Origin of the sequence: Achromobacter pulmonis (genome assembly GCF_902859765.1) — a bacterium.
GTDB lineage: Bacteria > Pseudomonadota > Gammaproteobacteria > Burkholderiales > Burkholderiaceae_B > Achromobacter > Achromobacter pulmonis.
Genome location: NZ_CADIJV010000015.1, coordinates 90,811 through 117,570, shown reverse-complemented (window position 1 = coordinate 117,570; position 26,760 = coordinate 90,811). Strand labels below are relative to the sequence as shown.

The window sequence follows — 26,760 nt, the reverse complement described above, 5'->3', positions numbered from 1 at the left end:
CCGTTCCGCGGCGCGGGCGCGCTGCGCGTCCAGGTCCTGTTCCTGGCGGCGCTGGATGTCGCCGGCACGCGCGGCCGCGTCGGCCGGCAGGGGTTGCGCGGCCAGGGGGGGCGGGGAGATCAGTAAGGCGACGAACGAAACGCACAGCGCCAGGCAGGGAAACCACCTCTGCCGGAGGCGGCTTCGCGATACGATGGTATGCACTTGTTTCTTATTGAAATTGTCGGTTTCTTTTCATAACGGAAGGTTTTTCAGTTAATTAAGTGCATATTTCAATTTATGCCGTCTTTTTCACCGATCTTCTCGCTTGAATAGAAAATACCGTTTTGAGCAGCAGCCTCGATTCGCAACATGTAATTGCGCTCATACCTTACTCGTGCACAAGGATTCTGAGGGTAAGAAGAGTCTGAAAGCCGCAAAGGCGAACGCGATTTGCCCCCACGCGACTTCGCTGGTGCTGTGCCAAAATCGCGGCCATGCCGACCGATAACCGACTGATCCCCACCGCCCTCGCCACCCAGGCAGCGCAGTTGCCCGCCCCCTGGCAGGCCGCCCTGTGCGCGCCGCGCGTCGCCGAGGCGTTGCAGGCCGTGACCGCTCACGTGGAAAAGCGCCTGGCCGAGGGTGCCGTGGTGTATCCCGCCACGCCGCTGCGCGCCCTGCAGGGTCTGGCGCCGTCGGATGTGCGGGTGGTCATCTTGGGCCAGGATCCTTATCACGGTCCCGGCCAGGCGCAGGGACTGGCGTTTTCGGTGCCGGACGATTGCAAGCGTCCGCCCAGCCTGCGCAACATCTTCAACGAAATCGCCCAGGAATACCCAGGTACGCCCGTGCCGGCCGGCAATGACCTGAGTCCGTGGGCCGACCAGGGCGTGCTGCTGCTGAACACCGCGCTGACAGTCGAGGACGGCCAGCCCGCCTCGCATGCCAAGCGGGGCTGGGAAACGGTGACGGACGCCCTGATCAGCCTGGTCGCGCAGGACCCGTCGCCCAAGGTCTTCATGCTGTGGGGCGCCCATGCCCAAGCCAAGCAGGCGTTGCTGCCACGCGACAGCGGCCACCTGGTGCTGCTGGCCAATCACCCTTCGCCGCTGTCCGCCCGGCGTCCGCCCGTGCCGTTCCTGGGCTGCGGCCATTTCCTCAAGACCAATCAGTGGCTGGTCGACCAAGGGAAAAACCCTATTGATTGGCAGCTGGACAAAAAATTAATTCCCATGCAAGGCGAATTCAGGTTATGATCGCCGCACTGCACAAAACGAGTTCGGCATTTACCGCCTTGATTTAGCGGAAATTTCAGCAGTCTGCCGGGCAACCAAGCCCAGCCCATGCCGAACATCATCGATTCCTGACCTCCTTTCCTTTCGCCCTGCGTTCCGAGCAGCATTACGGGAACGCGCCACGCGCACGGTTGATTCGGTCGGCACGATGCTCCATCAACCGTCGCCTGGATCCGGCCGCCTAATCCCCTGGCCCGACCAAGCACTGCGCCGCATTTGATCGCGGCAAGGGAAAGTTATGTCTTTCGAAAACCTGGGCCTGGCGCCCGCCCTGTTGTCGGCCCTGCAAGAGGCCGGTTTCACCACTCCCACCACCGTTCAGGCTTCGGCCATTCCGCAGGCGCTGGCCGGCCACGACCTGATGGTCTCGTCGCAGACCGGTAGCGGCAAGACCGCCGCCTTCATGCTGCCCGCGCTGCACCGCATCGCCCAGACGCCCGCCAACAAGGGCGTCGGCGTGCAAGTGCTGGTGCTGGCCCCGACCCGCGAGCTGGCCCTGCAGGTCACCGAAGCCACCGCCGCCTACGGCCGCAAGCTGGCCGACCTGCGCACCGCCACCGTCGTCGGCGGCATGCCTTATGGCGCGCAGCTCAAGGCGCTGTCGCGTCGCGTCGACGTGCTGGTGGCCACGCCTGGCCGCCTGATCGATCACCTGAATTCGGGCCGCGTCAAACTCAACACCGTGCACACCCTGGTGCTGGACGAAGCCGACCGCATGCTGGACATGGGCTTCATCGAGGACATCGAGACCATCGTCAGCCGCCTGCCCGCCGACCGCCAGACGCTGCTGTTCTCGGCCACCCTGGACGGCACCGTGGCCAAGCTGGCCGCGCGCATGATGCGCGACCCGCAACGCATCGAAGTCGCCGGCGCCAAGGAAAAGCACACCAACATCACGCAAAGCCTGCTGTACGCCGACGATGCCAGCCACAAGATGCAGTTGCTGGATCACGTCCTGCGTGACGCCACGCTGGATCAGGCCATCGTCTTCACGTCCACCAAGCGCGGCGCCGACGACCTGGCCGACCGCCTGGCCGACCAGGGCTTTGCCGCCGCCGCCTTGCACGGCGACATGAACCAGCGCCAGCGCACCCGCACGCTGTCGCAACTGCAACGCGGCCAGCTGCGCATCCTGGTCGCCACCGACGTGGCCGCCCGTGGCATCGACGTGCAAGGCATCAGCCACGCCGTCAACTTCGACCTGCCGATGCAGGCCGAGGACTACGTGCACCGCATCGGCCGTACCGGCCGTGCCGGCCGCAACGGCCTGGCGTTCACGCTGGCCACGCACTCCGAGCGCCACAAAGTGCGCCGCATCGAGCACTACATCGGCCAGTCCATCACCCCCGAAGTGATCGCCGGCCTGGAACCGAAGCGCACCCCGCGTCCGTCGACCGGCGGCGCGCCGCGCGGCGGCAAGCCGTTTGGCAAGCGCCCGGGCGGTTTTGGCGGCGGCTATCAAGGTCACCGTGAAGGCGGTTCGCGTGAAGGCCGCTCGTTCGGCGGCCCGCGTGGCGAATTCAAGCCGCGTGAAGGCGGTTACCAGGGCGCCCGCGAAGGCGGCGCAGGTGGGTACCAGGGCAACCGCCCGTTCGGCGACCGCCCGGCCCGTTCGTTCAGTGATCGCCCCAGCTTCGGTGATCGCCCCCAGCGCGAAGGCGGTTACCAGGGCAATCGTCCCTTCGGTGACCGTCCGCAACGTGAAGGCGGTTTCCGCGGCGGCGACCGTGACGCCCGTCCGAGCTTCAGCGACCGCCCCAGTTTCGGCGACCGTCCGCAGCGCGATCCGCGTCCGTTCAACGAGCGCGCCCCGCGCGAAGGCGGCTTCCGTGGCGGTGACCGCGATTCGCGCCCGAGCTTCAGCGATCGCCCGAGCTTCAGCGATCGCCCCAGCTTCGGCGACCGTCCGCAACGCGAAGGCGGCTTCCGCGGCAGCGACCGCCCCAGCTTCGACAAGCGCCCCGGCGGCCCCGCCAAGCGCTTCAACAAGCCGGCCGGCGCCCGTCGCGGCTAAGGCCTGAAGGCCCCCAGCAAACCCCGCGCCTGTCGCGGGGTTTGTTTTTTGGGAAAATGCCCTATTCACGACGCCCCTGTTTCCCGCCATGCAACGCCCCGCCCCCGCTAACCTGCCCCCGCTCTCCCCCGCCGCCCAGGCCCACGGCGATGCCGCCGCCGCGCATCTGCGCGCCGCCATTGGCGCCGCCTCGGGCTGGCTGCCGTTCGATCATTGGATGGCCGAAGCGCTGTATGCACCGGGGCTGGGCTATTACGCGGCCGGCAACGTCAAGCTGGCCGAGGCCGATGCCCGTGCGCCCGCGGGCGATTTCGTCACCGCCCCGCAGCTGACGCCGCTGTTCGCCCGCACCCTGGCGCGCCAAGCGGCCCAGGTGCTGCGCCAGACCGGCACCCACACCGTGCTGGAGTTTGGCGCGGGCACCGGCGCGCTGGCCGAAGGCGTGCTGCGTGAACTGGATGCGCAGGGGCTGGCGGACGCGCAGTACCTGATTCTTGAAGTCTCGGCCGACCTGCGCGCCCGCCAGGCCGAGCGGCTGGCGCCGTTCGGCGAGCGCGTGCGCTGGCTGGATGCGCTACCCACGGGTTTTCGTGGATGCGTGCTGGCCAACGAAGTACTGGACGCCATGCCGGTGTCGCTGTTCCGCTGGAGCGACGAGGGCGCGGTGCTGGAACGCGGCGTCGCCTTGGATGCCGCCCAGGGCTTTGTCTGGGAAGACCGGCCGGCCCCGCCGCGCCTGGCCGATGCGGTGACGGCGCGCATGCCCGCGCTGCCGGGCTATGTGTCCGAGATCAACCTGCAGGCCGAAGCCTGGATCGGGGGCATGGCCGGCTGGCTGGACCAAGGCGCGGCGCTGCTGATCGATTATGGCTTTCCGCAAGGCGAGTACTACCACCCCCAACGCGCGGGCGGTACGCTGATGTGCCACCTGCGTCATCACGCGCATGACGATCCGTTCACCGCGCCGGGACTGCAGGACATCACCGCGCACGTCGACTTCACCGCCATGGCCGATGCGGCGCAGGCGGCCGGTTTGCAAGTGCTGGGCTATACGTCGCAGGCGCGTTTCCTGATGAACGCCGGCCTGATGGAGCTGCTGGCCCAGCTCGATCCCAGCGATGCGCGGGCCTACGCCCAGGCGGTGGCGCCGGTGCAGAAGCTGCTCTCGGAAGCCGAGATGGGCGAGCTGTTCAAGGTGCTGGCGGTAGGCCGCGGCGTCACGGAACCGCTGATCGGCTTTGCGCGCGGCGACCGCCTCGGCAAGCTGTAGAACACGCCGCTTCAGGCGTCGCGCAACCGCTGCAGACGCGCTTGACGCACGCTCTGCTTGATCCGCGCGGGGTCACCGGCGCAGGCCCGGGCAATGGCGCCGGCATCCACCTCACGCACCGCCTGCGCGCGAGCGCGCCAGGCGCCGATGTCCACCGGCCGCAACACCGCCGCGGTCTCCAGCAGATCGAAGAAGCGCTCGGGCTTGCGCAGCGCGTCGACGCGCTCCAGCAGCGCGAGCTGGGTTTCGGCGGCATCGGCGCTGGCCGCCTGTGCCGCCTCCAGGCCCGACAGCACCTCGGGCAGCAGGCGCGCATAGTCATTGCACTCGGTGGGTACGCGCAAACGCCGGCCCAGGGCGTCGCGCCCGGGCGACAGGCGGCACAACAACGCATAACGCCCCGGCAGGGACAGCTTGCGCGCGGCCGCGCGATCGACGTCGCCGCCGGTTTCCCCGGATTCCTGCAACTCGGGCATGACGCGATCCAATGCGCCCGACTGCCGCAACACATCCAGCATGCGCGAGGGCGCGGCGGCCATCAGGCCACGCGAGACCTCTTTCCAGACGCGCTCGGGCACCAGGGCATCGGCCTCGCCGGCCTCGACCATGCGGCGGCACAGCGCCAGGGTCTCGGGCGCGACGCCGAAATCGGGGAAACGCGCCGCGAAGCGGGCCAGGCGCAGGATGCGCACGGGATCTTCCTCGAACGCCTCCCCTACATGGCGGAACACGCGTGCCTTGACGTCGCCGGCGCCGCCGAGCGGGTCCACCAGCTCGCCGTCCCGCGTCTGCGCGATGGCATTGACGGTCAGGTCGCGGCGGCGCAGGTCTTCTTCCAGCGTGACGTCAGCGCCGGTGTAGAAGGTGAAGCCCTTGTAGCCGCGGCCCGACTTGCGCTCGGTGCGCGCCAGCGCGTATTCCTCTTTGGTCACCGGATGCAGGAACACCGGGAAATCGCCGCCCACGGGAATGAAGCCGCGCCGCGCCATGTCTTCCGGCGTGGCGCCGACCACCACCCAGTCGTGGTCGCCGGGCGTCAGGCCGAGCAGCGCGTCGCGCACCGCGCCGCCCACGATATAGACCCGCAGGCCCTGCGTCGCCACATCTCCCGTCATGGCACGCTTGAGCTTTCCGCCCCCAGCGGCACCACGTTGCCCAGGCGTTCCTTGAGCGACTGCGGTTGGCCGCTGAACATCGCGGCGTAGTACACCGCATTGGACATCACGTTCTTGACGTAGGTACGGGTTTCGTTGAACGGGATGGTCTCGGCGAAGATCGCGCCCTCGACCGGATGAGTGAAGGTCGAGCGCCAGTTGTGCGGGCGGCGCGGGCCGGCGTTGTAGCCGGCGCTGGCCAGCATCTGCGAACCGTCCAGGTCGCGCAGCACCATGTTCAGGTAGTTGGTGCCCAGCTCGGTGTTGGTGTCGAAGTCGTTGACGCTGTCGGGCGTGAAGTCACTCATGCCGATCTTGCCGGCGACCCACTTGGCGGTGGCCGGCATCAGCTGCATCAGGCCAGAGGCGCCGACGTGCGAGCGCGCGTTCATGATGAAGCGCGATTCCTGGCGGATCAGGCCGTAGACCCAGGCCGGATCCAGCGCGATGGCGTTGGCCTTGGCGGTGACGCGGCCTTCGAACGGCGCGATGAAGCGCTGGCTGAAGTCGAATTCCTTTTCGGTGCGGTCCGACGTGTTGACCACGCGGTCGTAGATGTTTTCGGCGCGGGCCAGTTCGGCGGCGGCGAGCAGTTGGCGGTCCGTCATCCCGCGCAAGGTGAAGTTCCACTCCGGCACGGCTTCCTGGCGCCAGCCGAGGCGGAACAACTGCACCGCGCGGCGCAGGCCCGGATTGGCGCGGGCCTCGGCGATCTCCTGGTCGGTGACCGGCGCGGGGCGCGGCGGCACGGTGATACGGCGGCCCAGCTCCTCGGCGGACAACTGGCCGTAGAAATCAAAGCGGTCGGCAATGGAGGCGTAGGCCGCGTTGGCCTGGTCGCGGTGGCCGGTGGCGGCCAGGCCGCGCGCCTTCCAGTAGACCCAGGACGGGTCGGCCTGCTGCGCTGCCGGCATCTGCTCGATGGAAGCGATGACCCACTTCCAGTCGATTTTGGGCTGACGCAGCGCGGCGCGCACTTTCCAGCCGGCGTTGTACTCGGTCATGCGGATGTGGCCGGCCTCGTGGTACCAGTCGTCGGCACGGCTGTCCAGGTTGAGCGCGGCCACCAGCGCGTACTGGCCGCGGATCCAGGCCAGGTTCGACTTGGCCATGGACTTGGCCCATTCGCGCCGCAGGTAGGAATCGGCCACGTTGATGTCGGAGCGCGCCAGGCGCGCCAGCGCGATGGTGACCAGTTCCTTTTCGTTGCGGCCCACCGGCAGGCGATCCTGTCGCGTGAGCCAGCGCATCGGGTCCTTGATGAGAATGTCGTAGGCCTTCTGATCGCGCGGCTCGAACATGTACTGCACGAACTTGCGCGCGTCGGCGGTTTTGTTGGCCTCGATGGCATCGCGCAATTGCGGTTCGAGTTGCTCCCAGCCCAGGACGTTATCGGCCACCAGTTGGTCATATAGCGTCCAGCAGGCTCCGCCCGGGGAGAACACGGCCATGGCCTGCGCGGCGGTAGCGCGCTGGCCGGTCATGTGCTTGGCATTGAGGATCGCGCACTCGACCTGGGCATTGCTGTTCTTGACGGGAGCCAGCTTGCGCACGGTGTCGAAGTCGCCGCTGCGCGCGGCCGCCAATAACCAATCGGCGCGCAGCCGGTCGGCCAGGTAGGCATCGCCATTGCCATTGATGAATTTCTGCAGTGCCGCGGTGGGCCGGCCGCCGGCGGGCGGGCTCCACAGCTGGTAGCGCAGCAGCCAGTATTCCGGGTACATGCCCAGGGGATCGGACTTGGCCTGGGGCACCAGGGCGCCCAGTATCGACCACTGCTTGCGGCTCATGGCCTCGCGCGCGGCCACTACGGCGGCCAGGGCCGGCGTCTCGGCAGTCGGCGGCAAGCCCGCCAGCACGGCCGGCGGCACGGCGATGGCCGGCTGCGCGGCTGGCGCAGCGGATTGCGGCGCGGCGCTCACGGACGCGGTACGCTGCTGAGCGTCGACCGGGGCGCAGGCGGCCGTGAACAACGCCAGCAACGGCAGCCAGCGGCGCAGGCCGATACGGACTTCGGCGCCGTGCGGGGATTTCCCGCTGGTTTTCTGATACCGTCCGGAGTGCGGGGCCCGACCCCTTCCCGAGTGCGCGTGCGCCGGCTTCATACGCCCCCCGTGGCGACGGCTTGCGGGTCCGCGCAGTGATGGGCGCGGCAACAGGCACGGGCGCTCACGCGGCGATCGGCGCGGGTTTGCTCACGGGTTTGCTCACCGACGTGATGAGCGGCGCGCAGGTTCGCGCCGTGATACGTGTTATCGCTGACCCGCATTGTCGCCTTCATTTTTCACCCCTGTTACAGCTACCGCATGACTACGCAAAATACTCCAGAGGATACCGCAAGCCAGCTACGCACGCGATTGCGGAAACTGCGAGCCGAACTGCCAGAAGACCAACGCAGCCGCGGTGGTCTTCTGATGCGCGCGCGTCTGTTCACCTGGCTCAACGTGGCCCGCGACGAAGCCGGGCGCGGCGGCGGCCGCATCCCTTCCGTTGTGGCGGCATTCTGGCCGATGGCCGATGAACCGGATCTGCGGCCGCTCTTGCAACAATGGGTCGAAAACGGTGTCACGGTGGCGCTGCCGGTGGTGCGCGAACGCAACGCGCCGCTGGTTTTCCTGCCCTGGACGCCGGACGCGGCGTTGCGCGCCGGCCCCTACGGCATCCAGGAGCCGGCACAGGGCGCCGAAGTGCAGCCCGACGTGGTGCTGGTGCCCACCCTGGGTTACACCGAATCCGCCGACCGTCTCGGCTACGGCGGCGGTTACTATGACCGCACCCTGGCGGCGTTGCGCGACCGCGGCCACGCCTTCACCAGCATCGGCGTGGCCTGGAGCAACGGCGAACTGGACCCTGGCTATGAACCGGCCGGCCACGACTTCCGCCTGGACGCCGTCATCACACCGGACGGCTGGGTTCCCCATGCCCCGCATGCGCAATCCGGCACCGGCGATGCCACGGTGCACCGCTATACGCTACGCTGACGCACCAGTTTTGCCCGCCGGATTGCACCATAATGGTGCAATCCTCTTGATCCGCCCCTGATACCGAAGGCGGCCGCCACGCAGCCGCCCGATCCGGACCCGTTCCGCCACGCCATCCCCCCCAGCGGGACAGCCGTCCCGCCTGCCTCACCACGCCCGCGTTCATCCGCAGGCTAGCCATCGGCCGCCGACCAGAGGATATTTAGATCCTAGGCGGCCTCCCGTCCACGCCAATCCAAGTTGGCACACGGGTTGCTTATTCATTCAGACCGGCCTCGCATTGGCCGGACAACGGCCGCGCCCAAGCCGGCCGTCAGCATCTGCAACGGAGGAGCCATGAAGGACAGACCATCCCGTCCCGCCGCCTATGACGAAATGCGCGACAGCGCCGGCGGCATACGCTCCCACTACCAGGCCTTCGAGCGCTGGCACCAGGAGCAATCGGCGGAAGCCATGGCGGCGCGCCGCCTGGAGGCCGACCTGAGTTTCCGGCGGGTCGGCATCACCTTTTCGGTGGCCGGCGATGCCGCCGGCACCGAGCGCCTGATCCCGTTCGACCTGATTCCGCGCATCATCCCCGCCGACGAATGGCGCCGCCTGGAAGCCGGCCTGAAGCAGCGCGTGCGGGCGCTGAACATGTTCATCCACGACATCTACCACGGCCACGACATCGTGCGCGCCGGCGTCGTCCCGGCCGAACAGGTGTTCCTGAACGCCCAGTACCGCCCCGAAATGCAGGACGTGGACGTGGCCGAGGACATCTACTGCCACATCGCCGGGGTCGACATCGTGCGCGCCGGCGCCGGCGAGTTCTACGTGCTGGAAGACAACCTGCGGGTGCCGTCCGGTGTGTCGTACATGCTGGAGAACCGCAAGATGTCGATGCGGCTGATGCCCGATGCATTCGGCCGCGTCAAGGTCGAACCGGTGGCGCACTATCCCGACCTGCTGCTGGACAATCTGCGGGAAGTGGCGCCGCACGGCGGCGACGATCCCACCGTAGTGGTGCTGACGCCCGGCATGTACAACTCGGCCTACTTCGAGCACGCTTTCCTGGCGCAGCAGATGGGCGTGGAGCTGGTGGAAGGCCAGGATCTGTTCGTCGAGCAGAACACGGTCTACATGCGCACCACGCAAGGGCCGCGCAAGGTCGACGTGATCTACCGCCGGCTGGATGACGACTTCCTCGACCCGCTGTCGTTCCGCGCCGATTCGGCGTTGGGCGTGCCCGGCCTGCTGTCGGTGTACCGCGCCGGCCGGGTCACCCTGGCCAACGCCATCGGCACCGGCATCGCCGACGACAAATCCACCTATCTGTACGTGCCGGACATGATCCGCTTCTACCTGAGCGAAGAGCCGATCCTGTCGAACGTGCCGACCTGGCGCTGCAGCCGCCCGGACGAACTGTCGCACGTGCTGGCCAATATGCACGATCTGGTCGTCAAGGAAGTGCATGGCGCCGGCGGCTACGGCATGCTGGTGGGCCCGGCGGCGTCAAAGGCGCAGGTCGAGGCGTTCAAGGAACGCGTGCGCGCCGCCCCCGCCAACTACATTGCCCAACCGACGCTGGCGTTGTCCACCGTGCCGACCTATGTCGAATCGGGCGTGGCGCCGCGCCACGTCGATCTGCGCCCCTACGTGCTGTGCGGCAAGGACATCCGCACGGTGCCGGGCGGCCTGTGCCGCGTGGCGCTGACCGAAGGCTCGCTGGTGGTCAACAGCAGCCAGGGCGGCGGCACCAAGGACACCTGGGTTCTGGAGGAATAACGATGCTGAGCCGAACCGCCGACAACCTGTTCTGGATGTGCCGCTACACCGAGCGCGCCGAGAACACCGCGCGCATGCTGGACGTGAACCTGCAGATGTCGCTGCTGCCGCAGGATGCGCAAACGCGCGAAGGTTCATGGAACGCCGTGCTGCGCATCTCCGAATTGCAGCGGCTGTACCACGCCAAGCATGCCGCGGTATCGCCGCAGGACGTGCTGCAGTACATGGTGCGCGACGCCGAGAACCCCTCGTCCATCTACAGCTGCATGCGCGCCGCCCGCGAGAATGCGCGCGCCGTGCGTGGCAGCCTCACTACCGAAGTCTGGGAGACCTACAACACCACCTGGCTGGAACTGCTCAAGCACCTGCATACCGGGCTGCTGGAGCGCAACCCCGGCGAGTTCTTCGAGTGGGTCAAGTTCCGCTCGCACCTGGCGCGTGGCGTCACCATCGGCACCATGCTGGAAGACGAGGCGCTGTACTTCCTGCGCATCGGCATGCACCTGGAACGGGCCGACAACACCGCGCGCATGCTGGATGTGAAATTCCACGAACGCGACGCCGACGGCACGCCGCAACAACAGCAGGACGGCCGCGGCGAAGGCAGTGCGCCGGGCGCGCTGCAAAGCGAGTTCTATCGCTGGTCGGCACTGCTCAGTTCGGTGTCGGGGCTGGAAATCTATCGCAAGGTCTACCGCGACGTCATCACGCCAGACCGCGTGGCCGAACTGCTGATCCTGCATCCGGACATGCCGCGCTCGTTGCTGGCCGCCATGCGCGCAGTGGCCGACGATCTGGCACGGGTCTCGAACCAGCGTTCGACCGAGACGCAGCGGCGCGCCGGCATGCTGTGCGCCGAGCTGCAGTTCGGCCGCGTCGAGGACATCCTGGGCAGCGGCCTGCACCAGTACCTGGAGCATTTCCTGGACCGCATCAACGATCTGGGCAACCGCATCAGCCAGGACTTCCTGGTACCGCTGTCGGCATGACAAGGAGACAGGCATGAAGCAGATCATCACGCACGTCACGCACTACCGCTATACCGCGCCCGTCACCTACAGCATCCAGACCCTGCGGCTGACGCCGCGGGACGATGAACACCAGCGCGTGCTGCGCTGGCACATCGAGGCGCCCGGCGTGCTCGAGAAGCAGGTGGATGCCTATGACAACATCACCCACACGCTGACCCTGAACCGGCCTCACACCGAGATCGAGCTGCGCGTCGTCGGCCAGGTGCTGGTCGGCGCGCTGGAGCAGGGCGCGCTGGGTGGCGAAGACAGCCGCCTGCCGGTGCATGCCTATTGCGTGCAGACGCCGCTGACGCAGGCCGACGACACCATCCTCGCCTTCGCCCGCAATGTGCTGCCCGACGGCCTGAACACGCCGGCCGATGTGCTGACCCTGGCGTCCGCCATCTACGACCGGGTCGCGTACGAACCCGGCACCACCGACGTCACCACCGCCGCCGGCCAGGTGCTGGCCCTGGGCCATGGCGTCTGCCAGGACCACGCCCATCTGTTCCTGGCCTGCGTGCGCGGCCTGGGTGTGCCGGCGCGCTACGTCAGCGGCTACCTGTACACCACCTCCCAGCATGCCGCCAGCCACGCCTGGGCCGACGTCTGGCTGGCCGGCTCCGGCTGGACCAGCGTGGATGTCACCAACCGGCAGTTCGCGTCCGATTGCCACTGCCGCCTGGCGGTGGGCCGCGACTATGACTCGGCCGCGCCGGTGCGCGGGGTGCGCAGCGGGGGCGGCGAGGAATCGATGGAGGTCAATGTGCAGGTGCAGACCGCCTCGCAGCAATAACCCTATCCGGCCGCGCCGCAATACAATGCGGCGTGGCTTTTCCCATTTTTCGATCATGACCTACTGCGTAGCCGCCCGCCTCGATGCCGGCTTGGTGTTCCTGTCCGATTCCCGCACCAACGCCGGGGTCGACCAGATCAGCGTATTCCGCAAGATGACCGTCTTCGAGCGGCCGGGCGAACGCATGATGGTGCTGATGACCTCGGGCAACCTGGCGGTCAGCCAGGCCGTGCTGAATGCGCTGGCGCGCCAGCACGACGACAGCGGCGAAACCATCTGGAACGCGCCCGACATGTTCGAAGCGACCCGCCGCGTTGGCGCGGCGGTGCGCGCGGTCTACCACCGCGAGGCCGCGGCCCTGCACGAGCAGGGCGTGGATTTCAATGTCAGCCTGATCTTCGGCGGCCAGATCGGCACCGAGCACTGCCGCCTGTTTCAGGTGTATTCGGCCGGCAACTTCATCGAGGCGGGGTCCGAATGCCCGTACTTCCAGATCGGCGAGGCCAAGTACGGCAAGCCCATCCTGGACCGCGTGCTGCGTCCCGACACATCGCTGGACGAGGCCGCCAAGTGCGCGCTGATCTCGATGGATTCGACGCTGCGCTCGAACATCTCGGTGGGCCTGCCGCTGGACCTGCTGGTCTACGACGCCGACGCCCTGCGCGTCACGCATTTCGCCAGCATCGACGAACACAACGAGTACTTCCGCATGATCCGCAACACCTGGGGCGAACGCCTGCGCCAGGTATTCGCCGAAATCCCCGACCCGCTCTGGACCCGCCCGGAAGACCCCGGCTCGCTGGTCCCCGCCAGCCGCGAACACCAACCACTGCGCGCCGAGCCGGTGGATGTAGCGCCCCCAACCTACCCGACGCCGCAGGTGCTGGCGGAGGACCCGGGCAAGGATCAGCCGAACTAGGGCTAAGACTGGTCCCACCGTACAAACCCGGCTTTCCGCTACGCTAAACCCGGCTTGTAAAACCACAAATTCTCATCTTGCGGCTGGCGCGCCACACTGGCGCCAGCCCGTCATGCTTCGCCTTGCGGGCCGCCATAAAACCATGAGGACGAGACATGACCCCAAATTCCCCGCGCGCCCTGTGGCGCCTGGCCGGGCCGCTGCTGGCCCTGGGCTGCCTGGCCGGCGGCCCCGCCATGGCCCAGAGCGGCTATCCCAACCATGCCATTTCATTGGTCGTACCCTTCGCGGCGGGTGGCCCCACCGACGTGGTGGCGCGCAGCCTGGGCGCCGCCATGTCGCAGACCCTGGGCCAGAGCATCGTCGTCGAGAACCGCCCGGGCGCGGGCGGCACGCTGGCGGCCACGCATGTGGCCCGCGCGGCGCCAGACGGCTACACCTTCCTGATCCATCACAACGGCATGGCCACGGCGCCGGCGCTGTACCGCAAGCTGCCGTTCAATCCACTCACCGATTTCGCCTATGTCGGCCAGGTGGCCGACGTGCCCATGACACTGCTGGGCCGCAAGGATCTGCCGCCGGCCGACATGGCCGAGTTCATCCAGTATGCGCGTGCCAACGGCAGCAAGATCAATCTGGCCAACGCCGGCCTGGGCGCGGTGTCGCAGCTGTGCGGCATGCTGCTGCAGGAGGCGCTGGGCACGCAGTTCACCGCCATTCCGTATGCGGGAACGGCGCCCGCGCTGACGGCGCTGCTGGGCGGCCAGGTGGACGTGCTGTGCGATCAGACCACGCAGACGCTTCCGCACATCAGGGCGCAACGCGTGAAACTCTACGGCGTCACCACGCTCGACCGCATCAAGACGCTGCCGGACTCGCCGACGATGCAGGAAAGCGGACTGAAGGGCTTCGAGGTCAAGGTCTGGCACGGCGTGTATGCGCCCAAGGGCACGCCCCCGCAAGCAATAGCCAAGTTCAACGAGGCCTTGCGCACCGCGCTGAAGGACCCGGCCTTCACGCAGAAGATGGCCGAGTTGGGCGCCGAGATCGTGCCCGAGGCCAAGCAGACGCCGGCCAGCCTGCAAAGCTGGCTGCAGTCGGAAGTGGACAAGTGGGGGCCGATCATCCGCAAGGCGGGCGTGTACGCCGACTGACGCGCCTGGCTCGCGCCAGCGACTGGCAACGGTCAGCGCCACCTTGCCGACCGGCCGCGGTGGCAGGGTGCGCCCGGCGGCCGGTATCGTGACGCGGCCGCAATGAGGTCGAAAAAAAAGGCCGGCGAGGGTTGCCGGCCTTTCCGTTGCCGCGCAAGACGCGGCGCGGGTATCACATGCTCAGTTCCTTCCACACCGCCATTGGCGCCTCGGCGTGGTTGAGGGTGTAGAAATGCAGGCCCGGCGCGCCGTTGTCCAGCAGGTTCTGGCACAGCTCGGTGACCACGTCCACGCCGAACGCGCGGATCGAGGCCTTGTCGTCCCCGAACTCGGACAGGCGCAGGCGGCTCCAGCGCGGCACTTCGGCACCGCACATCTCCGAAAAGCGCAGCAGCTGGGTATGGTTGGTGATGGGCATGATGCCCGGCACGATCGGCACCCGCACGCCCTTGGCCTGGGCCCGGTCGACGAAATCGAAGTAGGCGTCGGCATTGAAGAAGTACTGGGTAATGGCCGCATCGGCGCCGGCATTGACCTTGGCCACGAAATGGTCCATGTCGGCCGACACGCTGGCCGCCTGGGGATGCATTTCGGGATAGGCCGCCACTTCGATGTGGAACCAGTCGCCCGTTTCCTGGCGGATGAAAGAGACCAGTTCGTTGGCGTAGCGCAGTTCGCCAGCGTCGCCGCCCATGCCCGAGGGCAGGTCGCCGCGCAAGGCGACCACCCGCCGCACGCCTTCGTTCTTGTAGGCCAGAAGGATCTCGCGCAGGTCCTGACGCGAGGCGCCCACGCACGACAGGTGCGGCGCCGCGTCGCAGCCCAGGTTGCGCAGCGTGCGCACGGCATCGGCCGTGCCGGCGCGGGTGGAGCCGCCCGCGCCGAAGGTCACGCTGACGTATTTGGGCTGGATCGCCAGCATCTGCTTGGCCGCGCGCACCAGCCGCTCCTGGCCGGCCAGGTCGCGCGGCGGGAAGAATTCCAGGCTGAATGCGGGAGAAATCGAGTCGGACATATCGGATCAGTTATCCATGGCGCTATGCGCATCGCATGAACCAGGTCCCGCCCCATCGGGGTGCCGCGGAGCCGGCTTTGCCGGTCCGCTGGCACGCCCCCTTGAGGGGGAGCGCGTAGCGCTCGGGGGTGGGAATTCAGGGGATCAGTTTGGTAAGCAGGCCCGAAATGATGCTGTACAGGATCGCACCGCCGACGGCCCACCAGAACCCGTTGACCTGGAAGCCCTTCAGCACGGAGCCGACGAACCAGAACAACAAGGCGTTGATGACGATGAGGAAGAGGCCAAGCGTGACGATGGTGATGGGCAGCGTCAGCAGCACCAGCACCGGCTTGACCAGCATGTTGACCAGGCCCAGCACCAGCGCGGCGATGAGCGCCGATCCGAAGCTGGCCACGACGATGCCGGGCAACAGATAGGCAACGGCCAGCAGGGCCACCGCGTTCAGTATCCAGACGAGTATCAATGCCATGTTCGACCTCCTGTTGTACGCTCCGCGGTCCCGTCATCGCCAGGCGACCCGGGATCCCCGCGGACCGGAAAGCCCGCGCCGACATGGCGCGGTACTTCCCTATTTTGCTACAAGCATCAGTAGCGGTAGTGATTCGGCTTGTAAGGACCTTCGACCGGCACGCTGATGTAGTCGGCCTGATCCTTGCGCAGCGTGGTCAGTTTCACGCCGAGCTTCTTCAGATGCAGGCGCGCGACCTTCTCGTCCAGGTGCTTGGGCAGCACGTAGACTTCGCCCGACTTGTAGGCGTCGTTGCGCGTGAACAGCTCGATCTGGGCGATGGTCTGGTTGGCGAACGACGACGACATCACGAACGAGGGGTGGCCGGTGGCGCAACCCAGGTTCACCAGGCGGCCCTGGGCCAGCAGGATGATGCGCTTGCCGTCCGGGAAGATGACGTGGTCGACCTGCGGCTTGATCTCTTCCCACTTGCAGTCGGCCAGGCTGGCGACGTCGATTTCGTTGTCGAAGTGGCCGATATTGCACACGATCGCCTGGTCTTTCATGGCGTTCATGTGTTCGCGGGTGATGACGTGGTAGTTGCCGGTGGCGGTGACGAAGATGTCGCCGTGGGCGGCGGCCTCTTCCATGGTCACGACCTTGAAGCCTTCCATGGCGGCCTGCAGAGCGCAGATCGGGTCGATTTCGGTGACCCACACCTGGGCGCGCAGGGCGACCAGCGCCTGGGCGCAACCCTTGCCCACGTCGCCGTAGCCGGCGACCACGGCGATCTTGCCGGCGACCATCACGTCGGTGGCGCGCTTGATGCCGTCGACCAGCGATTCACGGCAGCCGTACAGGTTGTCGAACTTGGACTTGGTGACCGAGTCGTTGACGTTGATGGCGGCAAAGGCCAGTTCGCCCTTCTGCGACATCTGGTACAGGCGGTGCACGCCGGTGGTGGTTTCCTCGGTCACGCCCTTGATCAGGGCCAGGCGGGTCGAGTACCACTTGGGGTCGCGCTCGAGCGTTTTCTTGATGGCGGCGAACAGCACGCGCTCTTCCTCGCTGCCGGGGTTGGCCAGCACCGAGATGTCTTTCTCGGCCTTGGTGCCCAGGTGCAGCATCAACGTGGCGTCGCCGCCGTCGTCGAGAATCATGTTGGCGTTCTGGCCATTGGGCCATTCGAAGATCTTGTGGGTGTACTGCCAGTACTCTTCCAGCGTTTCGCCCTTGACGGCGAAGACCGGCGTGCCCGACGCGGCGATGGCGGCGGCGGCGTGGTCTTGCGTGGAGAAGATGTTGCACGAGGCCCAGCGCACTTCGGCGCCCAGGGCCACCAGCGTTTCGATCAGCACGCCGGTCTGGATGGTCATGTGCAGGCTGCCGGCGATGCGGGCGCCCTTGAGCGGCTGCTTGGCGGCGAACTCTTCGCGGATGGCCATCAGGCCGGGCATTTCGGTTTCGGCGATGGCCAGCTCGCGGCGGCCCCAGCCTGCCAGGGACAGGTCGGCGACGATGTAGTCGGAGAAGGATTTATCGGTTACAGCGTTCATGGTGTGTAGGCTCCACGTGAATAACGAACGGCGCACGATACGGCCGGACAACGCGAACCCACCCACGACAATCGAGTGCTCGCCTTTTCCGCCATACGCGACAAAGGTGAGCGCCGTTGCTGTAACGCCGTGCATGGCACGGCGCTTGAACAGGGATTCCTGAGCCTGGCGAACCGGATTCCGCGAGTCATGGTGCATGACGGGAACCGCAAGGTCGTCGCAACGCTCCTCAGGATTGACCGGCATTGTACCGGTTTGGCCGGGACAGAGGAAAGCCCGGCGTGCAATGTCGGATCAGCTGCCGTCAACCCGCCTGGGCCAGAGAGCGCGCCGGTTCCGCGCCGCAGGTCAGCGGCACCAGCGATGCCAGCAGATCCGAGGCCACCGCGTCCCAGCTACGCGTCAGGGCGTGCTCGCGCACGGCATGCCGGTCCAGCGGCAGCGCAGCGCGGCAGGCGTGGGCCAGGTCATCATCGAGGCAACCGGTGACGCCTTGGGTCACCACCGCCAGCGGCGCCTCGCTGCGGAACGCCGCCACCGGGGTGCCGCAGGCCATGGCCTCCAGCATCACCAGGCCGAAGGTGTCGGTCAGGCTGGGGAACACGAAAACATCCGCCGCGCCGTACAACGCCGGCAAGGCGTCATCGTTCTGCATGCCCAGGAACACGGCCTCCGGAAAGCGCTTCTTCAGCCGCGTCTCGTCGGGCCCGGCTCCCACCACCACCTTGCTGCCCGGCAGGTCCAGCGCCAGGAAGGCGTCCAGGTTCTTCTCGCGCGCCACCCGGCCGACCGACAGGAAGACGGGGCGCGGCAGGTCCTGAAACGCCTGGCCGGGGGTGGGCTGGAACTTGCGGGGATCGACGCCGCGCGACCAGATGCGCAGATTGGCGAAGCCGCGCCGCACCAGGATGTCGCGCACGGTCGGCGTGGGCACCAGCACGCACTGTGACGGCCGGTGGAACCAGCGCAGGAAGCGCCATGGCAGCGCGGCGGGAATGCCCATGCGCGCCTGCAGGTAGTCGGGAAACATCGTATGGAACGACGTGGTGAAGCGCCAGCCGCGCGCCAGCGCCATGCGCCGCGCCGCCAGGCCCAGCGGGCCTTCGGTGGCGATGTGCAAGGCGTCGGGCACGATATCGCCGAGGGTGCGGCGCAAGTGCCTGCCGGGCTGCAGGCATAGCCGCAGGTCCGGCTCGGACGGCGCCGGCACGGTCCGGCTGCCCTGGGGATTGACCACGATCAGCTCGTGGCCCCAATCGGTGAGGATCTGCTGCATGGTCGTCCAGGTGCGGACGACGCCGTTGACTTGCGGATGCCAGGCATCCGTAACCAGGACGATGCGCATGATGGAGCCGGAAGTGGGCAATAGCGCGATTTAGCCCGCGCCATGTGACACCCTCAAGACCACGGCGCGCGTGGCCGGCCCGGCAGCTAGTTATTGCGGCGCGGATACCCCTGCGCCTTGATGCGGATCCAGACCTCGCGTTTTTCCTCTTCCGTCATGAAGACCCAATTGGCCACTTCCATGGCCGTACGGCCGCAGCCCCGGCAAATATCGTCGAACAGCGTGGAACATACGGCAACGCAGGGGGAATCCGAGGCCCGGAAGGCGCGCTGCGCGTCCTCGGGTTCGGGCAATTCGGTCAGATCGGCAAAGGAACGATTCATGGGCGAAGGTTACCACCGGCGGTGCGTCCCTTTTTGGATAGCCCTATCGCCCGGCGTGGCTTGATTGACAGCCGCCAAAGGCCGCGGCGGTCGCCCTCCGGCGCCGCCACGCCCGGCGCATGACGCTCAGCCAGCGTCCCGCTGTCCGGCCCATCCGAAGAAAACCGCCACCTCGCGCAGCAGCGCGTCCGGCGATTCCTCGGCCAGATAGTGGGCTCCCGGCAGCGGCCCGCCCGAGACCTCGTCGGCCACCGCCCGCCACAGCCCCAGGACATCGAAATTGCGCCCCACCGCGCCGCGCTCGCCCCACAGGACGCGCAGCGGCAGGCGCAGGCGCTCGCCGGCCGCGCGGCCCTGGCGGTCGTGTTCCAGATCCAGGGTGGCCGAGGCGCGGTAGTCCTCGCAGATGCCGGTGGCCCAGCCCGGCAGGCGCGCCGCGCGCTCGTACTCGGCCATCGCCGCGTCGGAAAAATGCGCCAATCCGCCGGGGCGCCCCCCCATCACCGAACGCAGGTAGAACACCGGGTCGCGTTCGATCATCGTCTCCGGCATGGGCGCGGGCTGGATCAGCCAGAACCAGTGGTAATAGGCCTGGGCGAAGGCGCGGGTGGTGTTCTCGTACATATCCAGGGTCGGCGCGATATCCAGCAGCATCATGCGCCCGACGGCGTCAGCATGGTCCAGGGCCAGGCGATGCGCCACGCGGGCGCCGCGGTCGTGGGCCAGCACGTCGAAGCGCTCATGCCCCAGGGCGCGCATCAGCGCCACCATGTCGGCCGCCATGGCGCGCTTGGAATGCGCGGCGTGGTCCGGCGTGGCCGCCGGCTTGTCGCTGTCGCCATAGCCGCGCAGGTCGGCCGCCACGCAGGTATGGTGGCGCGTCAGTCGCGGCCAGACGCGGTGCCAGATGGCATGGGTCTGCGGATGGCCGTGCAACAGCAGCAGGGGCGGCCCCGCGCCATCGACGCGGGCGGCGATGTGGATGCCATTGACCTCATGGCGGCGCACGGGAAGATCGAAGAATGCGGTCATTGCGGTCTGTGCCTCTCAGTTGCCAAGCCGGCTGCGCACCCGGCGCGCCACGTCTTTCATCCAGGGGTGCCGGGCCCAGTGGCCGGCCTCGAAGTGTTCCACATCCGGCAATTGCTGCAACGAGGCGCCCACCATGTCCTGGCCCTGCGCGAACATGCGGCGGTGGCGCGCCGGCAGGTCGAAGTGCGCGGTCCAGCCGTCCGCCGTCCGCAGCGCGCCTGCCAGCGCGTCGATCTCGACGGGATTGCCTGCCATATTGGACACCCGCGCCAGCAGGGCGTCGACCTCGGCCGGCGGCAGACTCACCAGCAGCAGGCCGTTGTTGAGCGCATTGAAGTAGAAGATCTCGCCGAAACTGGCGGCGACCACCGCGCGAATGCCGAACTGCATCAGGCCCCAGACCGCGTGTTCGCGGCTGGAGCCACAGCCGAAATTGGGCCCGGCCACCAGGACCGACGCGCCGGCGTAGGCGGGCTGGTTCAGCACGCAATCCGGGCGCGGCGCGCCGTTGGCGTCGAAGCGCAGGTCATAGAGCAGGCCGCGATCCAGGCCGGCCTTGTCGATGATGCGCAGGAACTGCTTGGGCATGATCTGGTCGGTGTCCAGATTGGAATACGGCAAGGGCGCGGCCACGCCGCGGATGATCTGGTTCATTGCGTCTGCTCCAGGTCGCGCACGTCGACGATGCGCCCGGCCAGTGCGGCGGCGGCGGCCATGGCGGGACTCATCAGATGGGTACGGCCGGCGCGCCCCTGGCGGCCTTCGAAGTTGCGGTTGGTGGTGGAGGCGCAGCGTTCGCCCGGACGCAGCACGTCGTCGTTCATGGCCAGGCACATGGAACAGCCGGGCTGGCGCCATTCGAAGCCGGCCTCGATCAGCGTGGCGGCAATACCCTCGGCCTCGGCCTGCGCACGCACGGCGCCGGAACCCGGCACCACCATCGCGCGCACGCCGCCGGCCACCTTGCGCCCGCGTACCACGTCGGCCACCACACGCAGGTCTTCGATGCGGCCGTTGGTGCAGGAACCGATGAAGACCCGATCGATGGCAACGCCGGCGATCGGCGCGCCCGCTTGCAGGCCGATGTATTCCACGGCCTTCTCCAGCGCCAGGCGCGCCAGGGCATCGGGCTCGCCGCGGGGGTCGGGCACGGCGCCAGTGACCGGCACGGCCTGGTCGGGGCTGGTGCCCCAAGTCACGAAGGGCGCGATCTGCGTGGCGTCGAAGACATGCTCGGCGTCGAACACCGCATCGGCGTCCGAATGCAGGGTCGCCCAATAGGTCCGCGCCTGTGCCAGTTCCGAGGCGTCCAGGTGCCGGGCGCGGGCGGCGACATACGCATCGGTGGTGGCGTCCGGCGCGATCAGCGCGGCGCGGGCGCCGGCTTCCACCGTCATGTTGCACAGGGTCATGCGGGCTTCGGCCGACAGGCCGTCGATGGCGCTGCCGCAGTATTCGACCGCATGGCCGCGCGCGCCTTGCGCGCCGATACGGTGCACCACATAGATCACCAGATCCTTGGCCGACACGCCAGGGGGCAGATGGCCATCGACGCGGATGCGCATATTGCGCGCCACCCGGTACACCAGGGTCTGGGTCGCCAGGATGTGTTCGACTTCTGACGTGCCGATGCCGAAGCCCAGCGCCCCCAGCGCGCCGTAGGTGGTGGTGTGGCTGTCGCCGCACAGCACCACCATGCCCGGCAGGATCATGCCGTGCTCGGGCGCGATCACGTGTTCGATGCCTTGCAGCGGATCGGTGGTGTCGAACAGCGCAATGCCCTGTGCGTCGCAATGGCTCTTCAGATTGCGCGCCTGGCGCGACGACGCCTCGTCGGCAATCACGCGCAGCGCCGCCGGCACCGGATGGGTGGGGATGATGTGGTCCACCACCGCCATCTGCTGGCCAGGCCGCAGCGCCTGGCGGCCGCGCGCGGCCAGGCCGCTGAAGGCCTGCGGGCTGGTGTACTCGTTCATGATGTGCAGGTCGACGTACAGCAGGATGTGCTCATGGTCGACGCGGGCCACCTCGTGGCTCGCCACCAGTTTGTCGTATAGCGTCATGCCGGGCATGTCGGTGCTTCCTTGCGAAAAAACGCGTCCACGCGGGGCGCGGGGTATTCCCGGGCCTCAGTTGGCCTGGATGCCGGCGTCCTTGACGATGCCGGCCCAGCGCGCCATCTCGGCCTTGACCATGGCGTCGGTCGCGGCCGGCGTGGAGATGAGCGGGTCGAAGCCCTCGCGGCGCATGCGCTCGGACAATGCGGGCGATTGCAGCGCCTGCGCCAGCTTGGCATTGAGGCGCTCCACCACGGCCTGCGGCGTGCCTGCCGGCGCGCTGACCACGAACCAGGTCGTGAAGGCGTAACCGGGCAGACCCGATTCGGCGATGGTAGGCACGTCCGGCAGCAGCGGCGAACGCGAGGTGCCCGTCACGCCCAGCGCCTTGAGCTTCTTGCCATCGACCTGCGGCTTGGCCGCCGACAACACCGGGAAGCTCATCTGCACCTGGCCGCTGATGGTATCGACCATGGCCGGACCGCCTCCTTTGTAGGGCACGTGCAGGATCTGCGTGCCCGAGACCGACTTGAACAGCTCGGCGGCCATATGGAAGGTGCTGCCGGTGCCGGCCGAGCCGAAACTCAGTTCGTTGGCTGGGCGGGCGCGGATATAGGCGAGCAGTTCCTTGACGTTGTTGACCGGCAGCGACGGCGACACCGTCAGCACGTGCTGCGAGGTGCCCACGGTGCCGACCGAGCGCAGGTCGCGCTCGGTGTCGAACGGCATGTTGCGAAACAGCGCCGGGTTGATCGCCAGCGACATGGTGTTGATGGCCAGCGTGTAGCCGTTGGGCTCGGCGCGGGTCACGGCGGCCATGCCGATGTTGCCGGAGGCGCCCGCGCGGTTCTCGACGATCACGCTCTGACCCAGCGCCTTGCCCCAGGCGTCGGAAATCAGGCGGGCGGCGATATCGACGCTGCCGCCGGGCGCGAACGGCACGATCAGGGTCACCGGGCGCTGCGGGAAAGCGTCGGCCGCCGTGGCCGGCGCCATCCAGCAGGACGCGGCGGCGGCCAGCGCGCACAGCGCGCGCAACGAATGGGGGGGCTTCATGGGTGGGGTCTCCTCAAGGGTGGCCGCGTCAGGCGGCTCTGCGTATCGGTCAACCCAGTGTATAAGCCCGTTCCATTCTTATAATGGATGAATAAAATAAATCTTTATTAAATTGAATTTATAAATAGCCCTATGGATGCCCTGTCGGATCTGGCTTTCTTCTCCCTGCTGGTCAAGCACGGCAACCTGTCGGCGGCCGCGCGCGAATTGGGCCTGACGCCACCCGCCGTCAGCACCCGGCTGGCCAAGCTGGAGCAGCGCTTGGGCGTGCGCCTGCTGAACCGCAGCACGCGGCGCGTCAGCGTCACTCAGGAAGGCGAGCTGTACCTGGCCGAGGGCAGCCGCATCCTGGCCGACCTGCAGGCGCTGGAACGCTCGGTGTCCAGCAGCCGCGCCCAGCCGCAAGGGCTGCTGCGCCTGAACGCCACCTTCGGCTTTGGCCGCGCCCACGTGGCGCCTGCCGTCTCCGACTTCGCGCGGCAATACCCCGAAGTCGAGGTGCAACTGCGCCTGACCGACAGGCCGCTGAATCTGATCGAAGAGGGTTTCGATGCCGCGGTGCGTTTCGGCGACCTGCCCGACGCGCGCCTGACCGCCCGCAAGATCGCCTCCAACCGGCGCCTGCTGTGCGCATCGCCGCGCTACCTGGAGACCTTTGGCGAGCCGCGCACGCCAGGGGAATTGCAGCGCCATCGCTGCATCGTGGTGCGCGAGAACGACGTGGCCTACGGCACCTGGCGGCTGGAATCCGGCGCCCGCGCGGAAACCGTGAAGGTACGTGGTCCGGTCAGTTCCAATGATGGCCAGAGCGCGCTGGAATGGGCGCTGGACGGCCACGGCATCGTCATGCGTTCGGAGTGGGAAACCGCCGCCCTGTTGCGCGCCGGCCGCTTGCGCCAAGTGCTGCCCGAATGGGCGACACCGCCGGCCGACATCCACGTGCTGTACCCGGAGCGCCTGAACCTGCCCGCCAAGACGCTGGCATTCGTCGACTTCCTGGCGCAGCGCTTCGCCCGCCACCTGCGCACGCCGGGCTCGCCGGCCGCGCCGTGGTGAAACCGCGGCCGGCCGCCATTCAGATCTCGTCGATGGCGGTGCTGGCGGGCGCCTCGCCGATGGCGTAACGGTCGCGGGTGGTGACGTAGAAGCTGGCGCCGAAACGGCCCACCGGGAAATACTCCTGCAGCCGCACGCGCCAGGTGTCGGTATCGATCAGGCCATCGCGCGCGTGCAGCCAGCGCACCTGGCCGATGAAAATCTGACGGCTGGCGGTCTCCAGCGTTTCGAACAGCGTACATTCGAACGCCACCGGCGCCTGTGCGATGCGCGGCGGCGCCACCCGCTGGCTGGGCGCGGCGTCCAGGCCGGCGTGCGCCAGCTCGCTGACATCGGCCGGCAGGCGATCGCCGCAGCGGTGCATTTTTTCGGCCATGGCCTCGTCGGTCAGGTGCACCACGAATTCTCGATCGCGCGCAATGTTGCGCGCCGTGTCCTTCAGGTTGCCGTCGTCCAGGCGATTGATGCTGACCATGACGATGGGCGGGTCCTCGCCCAGCATGTTGAACATGCTGAAGGGCGCGGCGTTGACCACGCCGTTTTCGGACAGGGTGGTGATCAGCGCGATCGGGCGCGGCACGATCAGGCTCGCCATGAGCTTATAGCGCTGATATTCGGTGATTGAATCGAAGTCGATGTCCATGTCAGGCCAGTCCCAGCATCTGGGCAAGGGTTTGGGCGGGCTGCGGGCGCTCCAGGCTGATGCGCCGCTCCAGGTCCGCGAGATGGTTGTCATTGATCCGTACGGCCTCTGCCACCTGCCCGCGTTCCATCAGGTCGACGATCTGCACGTGCTCGCCATGCTCGCAAGCGGCGTTGCCGGGCGGCTCGTACAACGCCACGATCAGCGAACAGCGCGACACCAGCTCGGCCAGGTAGCCATGCAGGATGCCATTGCCGGACAACTCGCCCAGGCGCACGTGGAACGCGCTGGCCTGGCGCGCCCAGGCCGGCTGGCCGGCCCGGTGCAGCAAGGCGTGTTCGTCGCGCAGTTGCTTGCGCAGCGAGGCGTAGTCGGCCTTGGTGGCGCGCGCCGCCGCCAACGGCAACAGCGCCGCCTCCAGGGCCCGCCGCGCCTGAAAGATCTGGCGCGTGTCTTCGGGCGTGGGTTCGGCCACCACCGCGCCGCGATTGTGGTGCAGGTCGACCACGTGCTCGTGCGCCAGCCGTTGCAGGGCCTTGCGCGCGACCGAGCGCGACACCCCGAAGATTTCGCACAGGGCCGCCTCGGGCAGTTTGGTGCCGGGCGTGAGCCGCTGGCTCATGACGCTTTCGTATACCGCTTCGCAGATGCGGCGTTCCATATCGGCATCGGGCGCCGCGTCATCCGCATCGTCGGAAGCGGCAACGGCGATGGCGCGTCGACGCGCGGGGACGGCTTTGGCGCGAGGCGGGGCGGGGCGGCGGGTAGGCATGGCGGAACTCGGTGGCTGCGTGGGGAAAAGACGGCATTCATGGGACCAGCGCCGGTGCCAGGGCATCGACATGGCGGCAGATCTCGCCCGGCGTGGCGAACCAGATCTCGCCACGGTCGCGCGCGGCCGCCAGCGGCGCCAGCGCCCGGCGCAGATGCCGCAAGCGGTAGGGCTGGCCGACGATGTACGGATGCAGCGCAATGCCCATCACCAGGGGCTGGCGCTGCGCCTGCGTCCGCATTTCCTCGAACTGGTCAAGAATCATATCGGCAAAGTCGCGCGCATCCATCTTGCGGCCCACGATCATGGGAATGTCGTTCAGCTCCTGCGGATACGGAATTGCCCACAGGTCGCCGGACCGGGTGCGCATGCGCGTGGGTTGGTCATCATGGCACCAATTCAGCGTATAGCGGTACCCGGTTTCTGCCAGCAGGTCGGGGGTGGCGCGGCTTTCCGAGATCCAGGGCGACAGCCAGCCGGCGGGCGCACCGCCGGCATGGCTGCTGATGCGGTCGCGGCAGTGCTCCAGCAGCGCCCGTTCCTCGGCTTCGGCCATCCCGCCCTGGCGATGCGCATTGCTGTACCCATGGCCGATCAACTCATCGCCGCGCGCCAGACAGGCATCGACCAGCTCGGGGCAATGGTCATACAGCGCGGTATTGATCAAGGCGCCGGCCGGCAGCCCCAGGGCGTCGAACAGCTCCAGGCAACGCCACGCGCCGACCCGGTTGCCGTACTCGCGCCAGGCGTAATTGAGCACGTCGGGATGCGGCGACGCGGGCCCCAGTTCCGCGCCCAGCCCCTCGCCAAAGGCGAAATGCTCAATGTTGAACCCCAGGTAAACCGCCAGGCGCGCGCCGTTCGGCCAGAGGTAGTCCGGCCGGCCGGAGATGGGCCGGTAGGCAAAGCGGTCATGGCCGGCCAGCGGCGCGGGCGACCAGGGCGCGGCACGCCCCGCATTAGTGCTTTGAAGCTGGGATGGATTCATTTTGGTGCAAATCCTGATGCATGATTGTGAACAAAATTCTGGATTTTTGAGAACAAAAGCAAGCTATCAACGTTGACAAACAACCGCATCCCCCCTGCGCCGAGCCCCCCTGGCGGGGGTGGCA

The 26,760-nt window shown here is 67.6% G+C and carries 24 protein-coding genes and 1 riboswitch; of the genes, 10 read left to right on the top strand and 14 right to left on the bottom strand.

Annotated elements, in window-relative coordinates; genetic code table 11:
* Nucleotides 1–476 precede the first annotated feature (476 nt).
* The 3 genes from HV701_RS14725 (at nucleotide 477) to HV701_RS14715 (ending at nucleotide 4,561) form a co-directional block, all read left to right on the top strand.
* On the top strand, nucleotides 477–1,238 hold the full coding sequence (locus HV701_RS14725; protein ID WP_175133755.1) for a uracil-DNA glycosylase: 762 nt from the start codon (nucleotides 477–479) through the stop codon (nucleotides 1,236–1,238).
* Nucleotides 1,239–1,515: 277 nt separating this feature from the next.
* On the top strand, nucleotides 1,516–3,291 hold the full coding sequence (locus HV701_RS14720) for a DEAD/DEAH box helicase (protein ID WP_175133754.1): 1,776 nt from the start codon (nucleotides 1,516–1,518) through the stop codon (nucleotides 3,289–3,291).
* Between the two features lie 88 nt (nucleotides 3,292–3,379).
* Nucleotides 3,380–4,561, top strand: a complete 1,182-nt coding sequence (locus tag HV701_RS14715) for a class I SAM-dependent methyltransferase (RefSeq protein ID WP_175133753.1) — start codon at nucleotides 3,380–3,382, stop codon at nucleotides 4,559–4,561.
* Nucleotides 4,562–4,572: 11 nt separating this feature from the next.
* Here the strand turns inward: HV701_RS14715 and HV701_RS14710 are convergent, their stop codons facing one another.
* Together HV701_RS14710 and HV701_RS14705 are read right to left on the bottom strand one after the other, a co-directional pair.
* Entirely contained in the window at nucleotides 4,573–5,676 is a 1,104-nt protein-coding gene (locus HV701_RS14710; RefSeq protein ID WP_175133752.1) for a tRNA nucleotidyltransferase/poly(A) polymerase-related protein, read from the bottom strand.
* Nucleotides 5,673–7,715 (bottom strand): lytic transglycosylase domain-containing protein, encoded by a 2,043-nt coding sequence (locus tag HV701_RS14705; protein ID WP_254595177.1) that lies wholly within the window; start codon nucleotides 7,713–7,715, stop codon nucleotides 5,673–5,675. Before HV701_RS14705 ends, HV701_RS14710 begins: the two co-directional genes overlap by 4 nt.
* Before the next feature lie 306 nt (nucleotides 7,716–8,021).
* Here HV701_RS14705 and HV701_RS14700 point away from each other — a divergent pair, with 306 nt between their 5' ends.
* The 6 genes from HV701_RS14700 to HV701_RS14675 all read left to right on the top strand — a co-directional run bounded on the left by HV701_RS14700 (nucleotide 8,022) and on the right by HV701_RS14675 (nucleotide 14,342).
* Nucleotides 8,022–8,696, top strand: a complete 675-nt coding sequence (locus HV701_RS14700; RefSeq protein ID WP_175133751.1) for a 5-formyltetrahydrofolate cyclo-ligase — start codon at nucleotides 8,022–8,024, stop codon at nucleotides 8,694–8,696.
* A 336-nt stretch (nucleotides 8,697–9,032) separates the two neighbouring features.
* The gene (locus HV701_RS14695; protein WP_175133750.1) at nucleotides 9,033–10,463 is read left to right on the top strand and encodes a circularly permuted type 2 ATP-grasp protein; all 1,431 of its coding nucleotides are present in this window, start codon (nucleotides 9,033–9,035) and stop codon (nucleotides 10,461–10,463) included.
* Nucleotides 10,464–10,465: 2 nt separating this feature from the next.
* The gene (locus tag HV701_RS14690; RefSeq protein WP_175133749.1) at nucleotides 10,466–11,452 is read left to right on the top strand and encodes an alpha-E domain-containing protein; all 987 of its coding nucleotides are present in this window, start codon (nucleotides 10,466–10,468) and stop codon (nucleotides 11,450–11,452) included.
* 13 nt (nucleotides 11,453–11,465) lie between these two features.
* Nucleotides 11,466–12,269 (top strand): transglutaminase family protein, encoded by an 804-nt coding sequence (locus tag HV701_RS14685; protein WP_175133748.1) that lies wholly within the window; start codon nucleotides 11,466–11,468, stop codon nucleotides 12,267–12,269.
* 55 nt (nucleotides 12,270–12,324) lie between these two features.
* The gene (locus tag HV701_RS14680) at nucleotides 12,325–13,188 is read left to right on the top strand and encodes a proteasome-type protease (protein ID WP_175133747.1); all 864 of its coding nucleotides are present in this window, start codon (nucleotides 12,325–12,327) and stop codon (nucleotides 13,186–13,188) included.
* A gap of 155 nt (nucleotides 13,189–13,343) precedes the next feature.
* Nucleotides 13,344–14,342, top strand: a complete 999-nt coding sequence (locus HV701_RS14675; protein ID WP_175133746.1) for a tripartite tricarboxylate transporter substrate-binding protein — start codon at nucleotides 13,344–13,346, stop codon at nucleotides 14,340–14,342.
* 172 nt (nucleotides 14,343–14,514) lie between these two features.
* Here the strand turns inward: HV701_RS14675 and metF are convergent, their stop codons facing one another.
* The 9 genes from metF to HV701_RS14630 form a co-directional block, all read right to left on the bottom strand.
* Entirely contained in the window at nucleotides 14,515–15,357 is an 843-nt protein-coding gene (gene metF, locus HV701_RS14670) for a methylenetetrahydrofolate reductase [NAD(P)H] (protein ID WP_175133745.1), read from the bottom strand.
* A gap of 136 nt (nucleotides 15,358–15,493) precedes the next feature.
* On the bottom strand, nucleotides 15,494–15,829 hold the full coding sequence (locus tag HV701_RS14665; RefSeq protein ID WP_050446250.1) for a phage holin family protein: 336 nt from the start codon (nucleotides 15,827–15,829) through the stop codon (nucleotides 15,494–15,496).
* Nucleotides 15,830–15,945: 116 nt separating this feature from the next.
* Nucleotides 15,946–17,364 carry an adenosylhomocysteinase gene (ahcY, locus tag HV701_RS14660; protein WP_175133744.1) on the bottom strand — a complete coding sequence of 473 codons (1,419 nt, stop codon included), beginning with the start codon at nucleotides 17,362–17,364 and terminating at the stop codon, nucleotides 15,946–15,948.
* 101 nt (nucleotides 17,365–17,465) lie between these two features.
* Nucleotides 17,466–17,601, bottom strand: a riboswitch (S-adenosyl-L-homocysteine riboswitch).
* Between the two features lie 67 nt (nucleotides 17,602–17,668).
* Nucleotides 17,669–18,709, bottom strand: coding sequence for a glycosyltransferase family 4 protein (locus tag HV701_RS14655; protein ID WP_175133743.1), 1,041 nt, complete (start codon nucleotides 18,707–18,709; stop codon nucleotides 17,669–17,671).
* Between the two features lie 86 nt (nucleotides 18,710–18,795).
* Nucleotides 18,796–19,032 (bottom strand): DUF1289 domain-containing protein, encoded by a 237-nt coding sequence (locus HV701_RS14650; RefSeq protein ID WP_175133742.1) that lies wholly within the window; start codon nucleotides 19,030–19,032, stop codon nucleotides 18,796–18,798.
* 126 nt (nucleotides 19,033–19,158) lie between these two features.
* Nucleotides 19,159–20,064 carry an alpha/beta fold hydrolase gene (locus tag HV701_RS14645; protein ID WP_175133741.1) on the bottom strand — a complete coding sequence of 302 codons (906 nt, stop codon included), beginning with the start codon at nucleotides 20,062–20,064 and terminating at the stop codon, nucleotides 19,159–19,161.
* A 15-nt stretch (nucleotides 20,065–20,079) separates the two neighbouring features.
* A complete protein-coding gene (gene leuD / locus HV701_RS14640; protein ID WP_175133740.1) occupies nucleotides 20,080–20,718 on the bottom strand; it encodes a 3-isopropylmalate dehydratase small subunit in 639 nt (212 codons plus the stop codon).
* Entirely contained in the window at nucleotides 20,715–22,136 is a 1,422-nt protein-coding gene (gene leuC, locus HV701_RS14635) for a 3-isopropylmalate dehydratase large subunit (protein ID WP_175133739.1), read from the bottom strand. Before leuC ends, leuD begins: the two co-directional genes overlap by 4 nt.
* 57 nt (nucleotides 22,137–22,193) lie before the next feature.
* Nucleotides 22,194–23,177, bottom strand: a complete 984-nt coding sequence (locus tag HV701_RS14630; RefSeq protein WP_175133738.1) for a tripartite tricarboxylate transporter substrate binding protein — start codon at nucleotides 23,175–23,177, stop codon at nucleotides 22,194–22,196.
* Between the two features lie 132 nt (nucleotides 23,178–23,309).
* Here HV701_RS14630 and HV701_RS14625 point away from each other — a divergent pair, with 132 nt between their 5' ends.
* Complete coding sequence (locus tag HV701_RS14625; protein ID WP_175133737.1) at nucleotides 23,310–24,233, top strand: LysR family transcriptional regulator; 924 nt, start codon at nucleotides 23,310–23,312, stop codon at nucleotides 24,231–24,233.
* 19 nt (nucleotides 24,234–24,252) lie between these two features.
* Here HV701_RS14625 and HV701_RS14620 read toward each other — a convergent pair whose 3' ends face one another.
* Genes HV701_RS14620 through HV701_RS14610 form a run of 3 tightly spaced genes read right to left on the bottom strand, consistent with a single transcriptional unit; the run spans nucleotide 24,253 to nucleotide 26,636 of the window.
* Nucleotides 24,253–24,876 carry a flavin reductase family protein gene (locus HV701_RS14620; RefSeq protein WP_175133736.1) on the bottom strand — a complete coding sequence of 208 codons (624 nt, stop codon included), beginning with the start codon at nucleotides 24,874–24,876 and terminating at the stop codon, nucleotides 24,253–24,255.
* A 1-nt stretch (nucleotide 24,877) separates the two neighbouring features.
* The gene (locus HV701_RS14615) at nucleotides 24,878–25,648 is read right to left on the bottom strand and encodes a GntR family transcriptional regulator (protein WP_175133735.1); all 771 of its coding nucleotides are present in this window, start codon (nucleotides 25,646–25,648) and stop codon (nucleotides 24,878–24,880) included.
* Nucleotides 25,649–25,685: 37 nt separating this feature from the next.
* On the bottom strand, nucleotides 25,686–26,636 hold the full coding sequence (locus HV701_RS14610) for a polysaccharide deacetylase family protein (RefSeq protein ID WP_175133734.1): 951 nt from the start codon (nucleotides 26,634–26,636) through the stop codon (nucleotides 25,686–25,688).
* Nucleotides 26,637–26,760 lie beyond the last annotated feature (124 nt).